The organism is Paenibacillus turpanensis, assembly GCF_011421635.1.
GTDB lineage: Bacteria > Bacillota > Bacilli > Paenibacillales > YIM-B00363 > Paenibacillus_AK > Paenibacillus_AK turpanensis.
The window spans coordinates 212474-225106 of record NZ_WTLI01000004.1; the positions used below are offsets into that span (position 1 = coordinate 212474).

At 49.1% G+C, this 12633-nt stretch carries 11 protein-coding genes; 2 read left to right on the plus strand and 9 right to left on the minus strand.

The genetic code is table 11. The features are described from left to right. The first annotated feature begins 10 nt into the window (after window positions 1-10). Window positions 11-751 (plus strand): SDR family NAD(P)-dependent oxidoreductase, encoded by a 741-nt coding sequence (locus GQS10_RS05630; RefSeq protein ID WP_166239895.1) that lies wholly within the window; start codon window positions 11-13, stop codon window positions 749-751. Window positions 752-1011: 260 nt separating this feature from the next. Here the strand turns inward: GQS10_RS05630 and GQS10_RS05635 are convergent, their stop codons facing one another. The 8 genes from GQS10_RS05635 to GQS10_RS05670 all read right to left on the minus strand — a co-directional run bounded on the left by GQS10_RS05635 (window position 1012) and on the right by GQS10_RS05670 (window position 9511). Then, a complete protein-coding gene (locus GQS10_RS05635) occupies window positions 1012-1605 on the minus strand; it encodes an MSMEG_1061 family FMN-dependent PPOX-type flavoprotein (RefSeq protein ID WP_166239896.1) in 594 nt (197 codons plus the stop codon). Between the two features lie 163 nt (window positions 1606-1768). After that, a complete protein-coding gene (locus GQS10_RS05640; protein WP_166239898.1) occupies window positions 1769-2893 on the minus strand; it encodes a DUF4179 domain-containing protein in 1125 nt (374 codons plus the stop codon). After that, entirely contained in the window at window positions 2874-3413 is a 540-nt protein-coding gene (locus tag GQS10_RS05645; RefSeq protein WP_166239900.1) for a sigma-70 family RNA polymerase sigma factor, read from the minus strand. Before GQS10_RS05645 ends, GQS10_RS05640 begins: the two co-directional genes overlap by 20 nt. Before the next feature lie 125 nt (window positions 3414-3538). Continuing rightward, window positions 3539-4258 carry a VCBS repeat-containing protein gene (locus tag GQS10_RS05650; protein WP_166239902.1) on the minus strand — a complete coding sequence of 240 codons (720 nt, stop codon included), beginning with the start codon at window positions 4256-4258 and terminating at the stop codon, window positions 3539-3541. Between the two features lie 67 nt (window positions 4259-4325). Then, the gene (locus tag GQS10_RS05655; protein ID WP_166239904.1) at window positions 4326-6458 is read right to left on the minus strand and encodes a PAS domain-containing protein; all 2133 of its coding nucleotides are present in this window, start codon (window positions 6456-6458) and stop codon (window positions 4326-4328) included. Window positions 6459-6539: 81 nt separating this feature from the next. After that, window positions 6540-8090 (minus strand): ATP-binding protein, encoded by a 1551-nt coding sequence (locus tag GQS10_RS05660; protein WP_166239906.1) that lies wholly within the window; start codon window positions 8088-8090, stop codon window positions 6540-6542. Beyond that, window positions 8056-8451 carry an ATP-binding protein gene (locus tag GQS10_RS05665; protein ID WP_166239908.1) on the minus strand — a complete coding sequence of 132 codons (396 nt, stop codon included), beginning with the start codon at window positions 8449-8451 and terminating at the stop codon, window positions 8056-8058. The genes GQS10_RS05660 and GQS10_RS05665 overlap by 35 nt, the downstream gene beginning before the upstream one ends. 286 nt (window positions 8452-8737) lie before the next feature. Then, the gene (locus GQS10_RS05670; RefSeq protein ID WP_166239910.1) at window positions 8738-9511 is read right to left on the minus strand and encodes a TerC family protein; all 774 of its coding nucleotides are present in this window, start codon (window positions 9509-9511) and stop codon (window positions 8738-8740) included. Between the two features lie 227 nt (window positions 9512-9738). Between GQS10_RS05670 and GQS10_RS05675 the strand changes: the two genes are divergently transcribed. Continuing rightward, the gene (locus tag GQS10_RS05675) at window positions 9739-10599 is read left to right on the plus strand and encodes a DMT family transporter (RefSeq protein ID WP_341805010.1); all 861 of its coding nucleotides are present in this window, start codon (window positions 9739-9741) and stop codon (window positions 10597-10599) included. 63 nt (window positions 10600-10662) lie between these two features. Here the strand turns inward: GQS10_RS05675 and GQS10_RS05680 are convergent, their stop codons facing one another. Then, the gene (locus GQS10_RS05680) at window positions 10663-12627 is read right to left on the minus strand and encodes a DUF2207 domain-containing protein (protein ID WP_166239912.1); all 1965 of its coding nucleotides are present in this window, start codon (window positions 12625-12627) and stop codon (window positions 10663-10665) included. Window positions 12628-12633 lie beyond the last annotated feature (6 nt).

Here is a 12633-nt window from a genome sequence, read left to right on the forward strand (position 1 = left end):
GTGAAATGATATGCTGCTTACCAATAAAATCGCTCTAGTTACAGGGGGCGGTACTGGGATCGGCAGAGCGACGAGTCTACTGCTGGCCAAGCGTGGAGCTGTCGTTGCCGTCAACTACTCCCGCTCTCAAAGCGAAGCGGAAGACACGGTACGGCGGATTAACGAGATGGGCGGGCGGGCTGTCTCTGTCCAAGCCGATGTTTCCCGCGACAAGGAAGTACGAGCAATGGTCGACACGATCGTACAGCAGTTTGGAAGCGTGGATGTACTCGTGAACAACGCGAGTATCACGAAGCATATTCCGATGAATGACCTCGAGTCCGCTGGAGAGGACGTGTGGGACGAATTGTTTGATGTGAATGTGAAGGGCATGTTTTACTGCGCCCGTGCAGTCGCCCCGTACATGAAGAAAAACAACCAAGGCGCAATCGTCAATCTCGGCAGCATCGCCGGAAAAACCGGGCTCGGCTCCTCGCTTCCCTACGCCGTATCCAAAGCGGCCGTACACGGCCTTACCAAATCGTTGGCGCGTGCGTTAGCCCCTGCCATTCGCGTCAACTGCGTTGTACCGGGTGCCGTCGCTACAAGATGGTGGGCCGGACGGGAGGAGCAAATGAACCGGCTGGCCCCCCATTTGCTGCTGGAGCGGATCTCAACGCCTGAAGATATCGCCTCCATGATTTGCTCCGCCTTGGAGCAGGAAGCCATGACCGGCCAGATCATTACCGTAGACAGCGGGCAAACACTGTAGCGGTATCTCACTCGCTCCGTGATATAATGATGGGCGACTATCATATCGCGCCGAACGAAGTTTTTGTAGACCGAAACTATGATAAGCACGGGCAATGTACCCATTTGAAGACGCGATACAACATTTTTTAACCACCTTGTAGCATCGGAAGACACGTCCAAGGGTGTTTATCGAAAACCGAAAAAGGCCTTCTGCAAGGGATGATCCGCAGGAGGCCTTTTTCTACGAGAGCAAGTGATGTGAAGCTGAGGAAGCCGGTGTTATCCCAGCGTATACCCATTGATCTTCAGATGCGCTTGGAACATCTCTTTCGCTGACGGCAGCTCTTCTTTCTCCGGCCACATCGAGGAATTCCAAATGGCGGATGCATTCAGGGCCCTTGGGCAATGAACAAAGCACTCCTCCACTTCTACCACAACGCCAAGCGGAGGAATTTGGTTATCCTTTTTCAACTGTTCCAATACGTGACCTGTTTGGATGATCCGCGCCCGGCCATTGATCCGGAGCACCTCCTCCATACCAGGAATGAGAAAGAGCATCCCGACCTGTGAGTTCGATAAAATATTGAGTAGTGAATCGACACGTCGATTTCCCGGACGTTCCGGAAAGATGAGATGCTTTTCATCCCACACTTGAACGTATCCCGGATCACCTCCCCGAGGGGATACATCGCAGCTGCCATTTTCATGAGCTGTGGAGAGAAAAAATAACGGGGACCTCGCGATAAAATGACGAATATGCTCGTCGATCACATTCACCGTTTTCTTCACCACCGCCTCATTTGGAACTCCCACGATCGCCCGCAGCTCTTCCTCCGTGGCAACGACAGCCTCAAATAAGCTTTTCACATCCATTCATAACGCATCCTCTCTTCGAATTGGAAAGGCCCATCTGCTTGAATATGTCCTTAGCGTTATTCTATCATAAGCAAATCTATGTTCTAACAGAACTTACTCCTGATGAAAAGAGTCCTTCCAAACTCATGACCCAATGCTTTCCTATTTGTGAAGGAAATTATTAGTGGGAAGGAAGCTCGATTCTCGTCTCCAGCTCTTTTATATACTGGTCCTCTTGGATATCCTCCGCGAAATCGTCCTTTATGACAAACGGCTTGACCACCAAATATTTGCTCGTACCTGGCGTGGAGGCGTATCGGCGATCATAGATAAGTCGATTTCCTTCATAGATGCCGTCCCCGCTCAGAGCAGCCAATTGACGGCCTTGATCGTCAAAAACAGCTGCTCCGATGCGCCGCATGCGAAGCTCCTCCTTCTCCGTCAACGTGGTCGCATGGGTAAGCGCAAGGGAAGTCTTCAAGCGAGTTGTCACCGGCGTCACCTCTACCTTGGAGACGCTGAAGGTGAACTCCCCATTCGCTGTAACGGCATTCGGACTCACTTCAATCGCGGAATTCGATGTTTTCGTAAAAGGGATTTCCAGCTTCAATGGTTCTTTCATTCCATCAAGCGTGATCGTAATTGTACCGGTAAAGGAATCAGATACGGCACTTACGCTAGCCGGATCCATGATCTGTTCGAAAACCAACGTATTCGGATGCGCCTCCCCTGCGCTGCCGTAAAATAACCCTCCGATCAGCATGTTGCCCCCATCGCTCTCCTCTTGACCGTTCACCGTAAAGAAGACATTATCGATCGCATTGCTGAGCTTCATCGTTTTTTCCCCATTGTTGTACATGCCGTTATCCATTTTCGACCCGGTCACATCAAGTAAAAATGCGGCCCGGTTTCCATCATAAAAAGCTTCCGTCACCCTAAGCGTCACGTCTTCATGGGACACCTCGCGGTTTACGGTTGTAGAAAGCTTAAGATCTCCCGCTAACCGAAGTCCCGAGTCATTGTGGATGGTGCTGAAGATACTGCCGATAATCGGAATATTCCTCAACGAATCGGCCATTACCGGCGACACGAACGCAGAAGCGAATAGACCGATTCCCACTACCCCTGCTGCGGTCGTCGCGAAGACTGCCCGGCGAAGCCGTGGAGCCGCCCGTTTGCTTCGATTTCTGGACAGCTGGGAAAGTTGAGCGTACGTCTCATCGAGCCTCGATCTTACAAGGGGAGACAGCTCCGTTTGAGCCGTATCCAGCTTTTTCAATTCATCCTCAATATGCGATGCCTTCATAACCTACACTCCCCTCACGAAAATTTGATAACCTCTTTAGCAAGCTTTCTCTCGCTCGAGACAGACGCATCTTCACTGCGCTTTCCGAAATATCAAGGACGCGGGCCACCTGCCGCAGCGGAAGATCCTCGAAATAATGGAGGATAACGACAACGCGCTGCGCTTCCTCCAACCGTTCTACCGCTTCTCGCAAATCCACCTTGTCATATTCGTCGGGATGCGATGCGGAGGGTTCCACCTGCTCATAATTCAAGGTGCGGGAACGCTGTGCAAGAATCGTGTTACATTCGTTGATCAAGATCCGGAATATCCAGGTTTTAAAATAGTTCGGCTCCCGCAGCGTATGAACAGCTTTATAAGCCTTCAAAATCGTTTCCTGTAAGGCATCCGCCACATCCTCATCTTGGCGAAGCATAGACTTTGCCATATAATGCAGCGAATTCTCCAGCTGCTTGACGAGCTGGAGAAAGGCGTCCGAATCGCCTGCCGCCGCTTTTGCCGCAAGGTTCGTCGATTCCACATGGCCCCTCCTTTCTCTGTTTTGGTCTTACAATAATTAGACTGGAAAGAGTCACAGTCGGTCACTTTTGGATGTAAACTTTTTCAACAACAAAAAAAGAACTGCACAAGGCAGCTCCTTACTTCCTATGAACCCAAAATCGCGACATTTTGGTTCTGCAAACCAAATTCACGGTCTCGCCAAGCTAACGTGTTCAATACGTACCCGAGCGTATCCGCGTTGTATCGGCCGGCGATTTTTTGATAAGCCAGCAGCTCGTAGACTCCGTTTGAATCAAAATCGACTGGATACAGACCGCTAATGGGATTAACAAACCCTTCAACAGGGCTCTTTAACTTCCCGCCTTCATCATATAAGTCCCCTACGTATTCCGTCCCTCTGCCCGAGATGTCTATTCGAAAGGTGTTGTTGTTTCTCAAGCTGGTGACCTTCACCTTGTAGTCGTCTTGATAAATCACCTTGTATTTGTACTGCTCATTATACACCCCAGAATCAAACAGCAGCTGCGGCGTATTTCCCAGGAAGGAATACATATAATGAACCATCGTCCCCCCGCTGCCTCCTGTGGCAATGCTGATTAAGATATCGTCAACACCGTTTCCGGTAAAATCACCCAAAAATAAAGAAGGATGATACCCCGCATTTTCCTTCAAGGGTACGCTTGTGGATTTTCCGCTTCTTCCCTCTTGAATGACTAGAGTAATGTTTTGCACAAAAGGACTGTCTTGCGTCCATTCCCCGATTAGATACACTTGATCCGTCACACGATCCCCGTTTACATCCCCTTGTGCATAGGATACGACCACCGGATTTGCTTGAATCGCCCTGTATGGATAACGATACATTCTTTTCCCATCTCCATCGCATGTTTAGTTCTAGGATATGGGCGATCCGCATTTTTGGTGCCGAAGCTTAGGCCGTTTTGAATTTGACCATCACGGTTGTTCCTTCCGTACCCGACACAATCTCCAACACCGCGTTGTGCCGCGCCGCAATGCCGTGACATACTCCTAAGCCTAAGCCGGTGCCGTTCTCCTTGGTCGTGAAAAAGGGCGTACCGACCCGATCCATAATTTCCGGGCGAATCCCTTGTCCTTGATCCTGTACGGCCAATATAACATGCTCCTGGTCGACATAAGTGCGGATCGTTAACTGTTTTCCATCGGACATGGCTTCAATTCCGTTACGGCATAAATTCAGGATCAGCTGACGAATTTCGTTATGACTTAGCATTAAGCTCGGCACATCCTTCATATCCAGCTCCAGCAAATGGTCATGCCTTAACGCATCCGCTTGGATCAATGGAGCGATCCCCGATATGATATCGTTGATGTTCTGCGGCTTCTGTTCGTTTAATTTATTGGATCCCATGGAGAGGAATTCAGTGACGATTGCGTTTGCCCGGTCCAGCTCCTCAATCATGAGGTGAAAGGTGTCCTTATAATTTAGGAAATCCTGATTCTTACTCAGCAGCTGCAAGAAGCCTCTTACCGCTGTCATTGGATTACGGACTTCATGGCTGATCCCTGCAGCCATCTGACCGATCAGATCGAGCTGAGACAGCCGCTTCAGCTCTTGCTCATACTGCTTCTTTTCTGATATATCCTTCAGAAACACACAGATCCCGTCATGATAAGGGTACACTCTTATCTCATAATATCGTTCGGTTGACGGTCCATACGCTTCGAAATAGATCGCAATTCGATCCGTCATGGCTTGGCTGTATTTTTGATAAAAAATGCTATGGGGCCCATCCTTCGGATAGAGATCCCATACGTGCCTCTGGAGCAGCTCCTCTTTCGTCTTGCCGGTCAAACGGCAGACGTGCTGGTTGACATAGGTGATTTCCCAGTCCTGACTAAGTGCAAAGAAGCCGTCCGTGACACTCTCCAGAATATTGTTGTTCTTTTCATGAGCGATGAACAGTTCCTTCGAACGTTCCTCTACTAGATGTTCGAGATTGCTGCGATGCTCCATGAGCTCCGTAATGTCATGGCTGCAGGCAATCACTTTCTCAATCTCACTTTTTTCATTAAAAATCGGGATCGTACTCATGTCTGTCACATATTGACGATCCGGCAGGCGGACGATCATCTTAAAATTTCTTACCGTTTCCCCTTGAAGCGCACGGTAAATCGGATACTGCTCCTCAGCAATCCGTTCATGGGATAAATTATAGAATTCCGCATTGCCTAAAATATCAGTAAGCACACGGAGCTCTTGACCCGGAAATCTCCTTTGCGCTTCTTCGTTCAAAAGGGCGATGTTTTTATCTTTATCGATGACATAGACGGCGTCCGACATGTTCTGAATAATGGCTTCCAATTCAAGCTTCTGCTGCCTAATGGTGACGGCCTGTTCTTCCAGACGTTGTTTATTTCGTACGAATTCGGTAATCTCATCCGCCGCTTGCGCCAAATAGGTTACTTCCCCGTTCTCATAAATGGGGACCGTCGTGGTGTTCCAATAGGTCGTCCCCCGGGCATATCCGGCATAAGGCATTTCTTTACTATCGAATACCTTCCCGGTCTTCAGCACGTTGAGCCATTCCTGCTCTACTTGGCTTCCCTTAAAACCGCTCACGATCGTGTAGATCGACCTTCCAATGCTCTCTTTTGGCTGCCGATAAGGCTCGTCCAGAAAGTTAAGATAAATTTGATTCGCTTTTAGCAAAATCATATCCGGTGCGGAATAAATTGCGACCCCCGTAATTCCGTTGGAATATAAATGGTCAATATAAGGAAGCCGATTCGAGAGATCAAAACCAAGGTCCTCATCGAAAGCAAATTGAACCGACTCGTTGTGACTTCGTTTCGCAACCCGAACTTTACGGACCTCAAGCTTTTTAGTAAAAAGGTAGGTCTCCGCTGCATCGCGAATAGACTTTACCGGAGCAGGAATGCGAAGCAGCTCCTCCCAGACCGTGTGGAAAGAAGCCTTTTGCAGTTCCTCTATGGAAAAGCCCGTAAACGAAAGAAAGGACTCGGTTGCATCTAGAATTCTGTTTTCTTGTACGGTTAAGCACAACTCTGGAATAACAGCCACATCCCTTAAGGTATTTGTTTGCTGCTGATGCTAAGAGCATTTAAAAAAGCACCCCTGCCGGATGCCCTTTCTTAAGAAGTCTTACATTCGCAAATATTCGGACAGCGCTTGCTGCAGCGTCCCCTTCGTTTCCGCCTTTTGCTCAAACGAAACACCCAGCTTCAGCATGGTCTTCACAATCTCCGGGCGAACTCCCGTGATCACCACATGACATCCCATGATGGAAGAACCATCGATAACTTTCAGGAGGTGGCTGATCACCGCCGTATCCATATACGCCACACCAGACAAGTCGATAATCAATCGCTGCATTCGGGAGACTCCAATTTGGTTAATCACCTTGTCCACGATGGTATTCGCTCGGTAGGTGTCGATGGTACCGATCAGCGGAAGAATACACATCGATTCGGATAACGGAATAATCGGGACCGAAAGATCCTCTACCATCTCCCGATGAGACCGTAGGAGCTCATCCTTATACTGCGAGTAGCTAATAAAGAAATAATTTAAAAACTGATCGAGCAGCTCGTTGATTTGCTTTTCCTGCGTGTAAAAATGCTCCCGAACAAGAACGGAATCCTTTAACCGGTCATAATTGTATAAAAATCCCCAAACCACGCGGCGCAATGCATGAATCCACTCCAGCTTAAATGACAGCGTCAAAGCATGCTTGGCCCAAATTTTCCCTTCCTCTTTGGCAAAAACGATGATGTCATGCTTTCGTCCCTCGATGAGAAAAAGAACCAGCTTGTGAGCGTTATGTAATAAATTAATATTTCCGATCGTTTGAATTTCTTCAACCTTATCCTTCACATTCACTGCTTCCTGGAGCAGCTTCTCTTCGAACATTTTTTTGTTTTTCTCGAAAAAATCTCGCAGCTCCTGACCCTCTTGAAATTCCATATGCAGTTTGTTCACCTCATATTTTTGTCTTCCCTGATCCAGAGGAATCGATATGGTAAATGTAGTCCCCAAACCCTCTTCACTTTCCACCTTGATATGGCCGCCATGCTCGTACACAACGGAGAACACTTGGGTTAAGCCCATACCAGTTCCTTGCGATTTGGTTGTGAAAAAAGGGGTGCTAAGCAATACAATTTTATCTTTGGGTATGCCTGCTCCTGAATCTTCGATGGTTACCATTACGTAACCGTTCATTACGGTATGACTTACAGAAATAACACCCTTGTCCTCAATAGCCTCGTACGCATTTTTAAGTAAATTAAAAAAAGCCTTCTTCAGCTGATTTCGTTTGCCGTAGACGCTTGCATCGGTCTTTTCAAACCTCGTGATCACTTGCACCCGATAAATCTGATCCTGAAATAATTGCAGAACAGCCTCCAGCTCCACAGCTAAGTTCGTTGGCTGACTCGGCTCATCCTCCAGATCCGGCTTCGAGACTTGCAATAAATTTTCTAATGTATGCAAAGCATTGTCCAATTCCGACTGTGCGATCTCAACATACCGTTCTTCATGCTTTTCCCTTAGTAATTGAAGAAAACCTTTAACCGCCGTCAGAGGATTTCGAACCTCATGCGCAATTCCTGCGGCCACTTGCCCTACGGAGGCCAGCTGACTTAAGTGGATTTCGTTTTTCTTAGGTTCTTGGTTGAGATGGCCATTTGGTTGCACGAACTGTTGTCCCCTTCTCCGTAGTCTCGATTTCGAATGTATCCATCATTCGCTTCACCCCCTGCAGGCCTAACCCCAAGCCAGTTGGCGAGCGATAGCTGCCGTTGAAAATATCGTCTAAGTTGGGGATCCCCGGGCCCTTATCGATGACTTGAATCTGTAACCCGCCTTCGACCCGTTCACATAGAAAAACCGCCCTGCCCCCTGCGTAATTGAGCGCATTCCTCGTCAGCTCCAAAATGGTCACAAAGATACATTGCAAATCCGCTTCCGTGAACCTGCCGTCTGCCAAATAGCGAGCTCGGCTGATCGCAAGGTAGATATCCTCTTCACTGTTGATATGTACGACGAACCCATCCATGCCTAGACCTCGTTTTACCTCATTTCAATACATCTATGTCTTTTCTTTCACCACGTTTTCTAAAACAATGCCTGTCCGATCCGCAAGATACAAACGGCATTTCACTTTGTACGCTTTTTACACCCACTGAATTTTACTTTAAAATTTAAAATGATGTCTGTCGAAATATGTAGCCGTCAACGAAAAATTAAAAAAGACTGCCCCAAACGCCGTATAAACGACGTTTTAAGCAGTCTCCGCAACACGTATTCATTTGAAGAGGCCGAGCCTCAGCACATCACGCGCCTTACGAATCGCTCGCTTTTTCCGGTTTGTTGCTTGGAGCAAACCAACCCAACAGAGCTAACGCAATCAAGACCGCGTAGAAGACCAAAGTCCAGCCCGTACTATGTGGGAAATGGTGATCCAACACCGCGATATCCTCGTGAGCAAGTGTAATCACCGCAAGCTTTACCCCAACCCAGGCAACAATCGCATACGCTGTTGTTTCCAAAGCCGGCCGTTGGGCAAGCAGCTTTACAAACCAAGTCGCTGCATATTTGATCAAGACCAACCCGGCAACACCGCCGAGAACGACGACTATAAATTTACCTCCATCCATACCGCCAAAGTCCCCAAGCGGAGAATCCGGCAGTCCGAGCGCAAGCGCTACCGCAGCCAGAATCGAATCGATGGCGAAAGCAAGATCCGCCAAAGCAATCTTTCCTACTGTAGGCCAAAAGCCTTTCCCAGCGGCAGCCTGCTTGTCGTCCTTATGAAGATCCTCATTCTTCTTACCGAATTTCGCTTGAATGATGTGTTTTAACCCTAGGTATAGAAGATAGGCCGCACCAATTGCCTGCACCTGCCACACATTAGCAATAAAGGAGATTGCGAATAAAGCAGCAAAACGGAAAACAAAGGCCATCATGATACCGTAATTGATTGCCCTTTTCTTCTGTTCGTCCGGCAAATGCTTCGCGATTACCGCCAAGACGAGCGCATTGTCAGCCGATAACAGGCCCTCCAACCCGATAAGAATGAGTAAAGCCCAAGCATACTCCAACCAAAGTGACTCCAACGTAATACCCCTCTCTTTATGCTGTTAAATAATAACAGTAATTGCCTGTCTAACTACTAGTATACCTAATCCTTCGCCGATAAACACGCCTTTTGCAACCGGAGGTAATGGTCTGAGTATTAATATTCAATAATATTGATTCTTCTGTTCATTTAATTCAATTATACAAATATACAATGCAGGCAATACAATGGTTATAGCAAAAATGAACCCAAGGAGGGACTATCGTGAAGGATCAGATCCAATACTACGGCCTTTTGATCATAACCACTTTTTTAATGGGAATTGCATTCCCCGTCGGGAAAATCGGTCTCGCTTTCGCTCCGCCCTTCTTTCTTATGAGCATCCGGTATTTATTGGCGGGAGGTTTACTTGCACTCATCGTTATAAAAAAACCGCGTCCCCGCGGCATCCGTCAATGGCTGCAGGTAACCCTCATCGGCTTGATGCAAACGGCAGGTGTTATGGGTTGCGTATATTACAGCATGAACTGGATTACTTCGAGTGAATCGGCCATTATCACATTTATCAACCCGCTTCTAGTCATCATTTTCGGAACGTTATTCACCGATGCCGTATATCGCGCTTCAGAGTGGCTGGGTGTAGCTATCGGTTTTTTAGGGGTCTTTCTCTCCTTGGGCGGTGGCTTGGGGCTTCATTTCGGCACGCTCATTGCATTCATGGGTGCAGTTCTTTTCGCTGCCGCCACCTTGTTAATCAAGCGTTGGGGAGCATCCTTCAATAGTATGGTTCTGTCTGCTTATCAAATGCTGACAGGCGGCATCGGGCTGTTAATCATGAGCTTGCTGTCGGAGCAGCCCCATTTCGAAATAACGGCGACCTCCGTACTCGTGATGACATGTTTAGTCGTCCTATGTTCGGTTCTGCAATTTTCCGCCTGGTTTTACCTGCTCCAGAAGGGAGATCCCGGTCGCACCAGCTCGTATTTATTTTTGGCGCCGCTGTTCGGCGTCCTATCCAGCTGGCTGCTGCTTGGCGAGCAAATTCAATGGCAGGTTTGGCTGGGCGGCGCATTCATCTGCTTCGGGATATTTCTGGTCAACCGACAAAGGATGAATCGTTCGTGATTGCGCTAAGCTGTCCAAAGTTCTGCCATGTAGATAAAAGAGGGACGGTTTATCCCGTCCCACTCAATCTCCCCCGCCGCCGCCGTCTCCGCCACTATCGCTGCCTCCATCTCCTGTCCCTCCATCCGAGCTGGAGCCGCCATCCCCGTAGCCGTTACCGCTTGATCCCGCAGACGATTTGCTGGCTACCCCTTTCCAAGACCGGTTAAAGGCATAATCGATGGCGTCAAGCCCTTCGGCGTGTAAGCCCGGTGAAGTCGCATAGAAGGAGTCCGCATGCTGTTTTCTTGCACGTGTCAAGAAGCGTCGCCCTACGCCGAGCAGCAGCGCAGCCTGCAGCATTCGTTCGAGACGATCGGGATCGCTTCCCTCATCCCCTCCGCCTTTGGTAAGCCAGCGACGGTACCTCTTTATAGCACTCCGATAGGCTTCCGATTCCGGATCCGTTACTCTACCGGGCAAAAACACGACTAGGATAATGGAGATCAGAACGGTGATAAAGTATTCCCCGACGACCGGATCGTGAACCACTTGAGCGGCTGCGAAAAAGCATGCGACCAGATACGCGATGAGATAACCCTTGGAACGGCTTCGGATCGAGAGCCAAACCGCACCACCGCCCAATATTACAGCCAGTATAGCTACCGATCCCCACGCTTTGACATCTGCAATATACATATAGATGAGCATGAGGAGATGTGTAAAGGCTATGGCAGGAACGATCATTCTTCTCGATGGATAGTCCCTGTACGTAACCGTCCAGCCTTCCTCCCCCTTCAAAAGCTCCTGCCACCGGCTGAATGCCCTTTGAAACCGCCGCTGCCGCTGCACATACTTGCTCCTTGCGGCTTTTTGCCTGCGCTCGATTTCCGTAGGGCCCGAAATCTTTTCGAGATCCAGCACGCCTGTTCCGCGGAACAGCCAGCCGAGCAGGTGTCGATCCGCTCCCTTCAGGTTCGAGCGGTTGCCGCCGAAAGCAAATAACGGCAGCTGCTTCGGTGCTCTCCGATCCTCCTGAAAGCGTGGTCCCGACGGGATCATGGAGATTTCAATCAACCCCCTTCGGCGCAGTGCAAACACTCCGGCGAGCACATCCGCACTTTGCAGCGCCCCTTTTCTGTAAAGGGAAACAAGCTTAACCGGATTCATCGACTCCAGTTCCTCGCGAGAGATATGCCGGCCGTGCCACCAGGCTAAAACCCTGCGCAGGGAAAGAGCGTAAAATACGACGCCTGCAGCGGCAAGATAGGTGAACAAGCTTGCAGTTTGGCGGCCGACATCCAAGAGACGCTCCCGCTCCGCAAACTTATGCTGCAGCGCCGTTTCTTCCTGCAGGCGTTCTGCCTGAGTTGCAGCCGCCGTAGCTTCCAGCTCCGGGACCGCCTCTGCAGAGAAAAACACCTTCAATCTTACCTGATCCTGCTCCGGCAGCTGCTTATTTTCGTACCGAATTTGACGGTCCGTTACCTCTACTAGGGAGCCTCCGGAGCGATCGTAGGCAAAGCCGATTAAAGACTTCTTAGGATGCTGCTCCATACGCACAGTTACGGTAACGTTATGATGATCCGCATCGTTACTCTGGAAAACGATCCAATCCAGCTCCCCGCCGTCGGAGTATTTCAAGGCTTCCCGATCCAGCCGGTAACGGTAATACACCTGTTTTGTTTCATCTTGTGCCTGTAAGAACACATCATAGGAACCATTATTCACACTTAAGGAAACGGGGTAGCTCTTTAGGTTTTCGAAACCGAAGTTACCGAGCTCCCGATCGTTTGGTGGAACAAAAGCTTCGAAAAACTCGATATTGGACTCCCCGAAATCATCCATATAACGGCCAATTTTATCGTACTGCCCGCGAACGGTATAGGTGTACAGCTCCTCTACGTACAAGTCCCCGTCCGGTAGAACCTTGGCCATAACATCGACTTTATCGATCGTATATTCATTGTTCGCGCCGCAGCCCGTTAGGAGCACCATCAAAACCATTCCCGCTGCCAGCAGCATCACCGCTTTCCAGCCTTTTCTCATGCATTC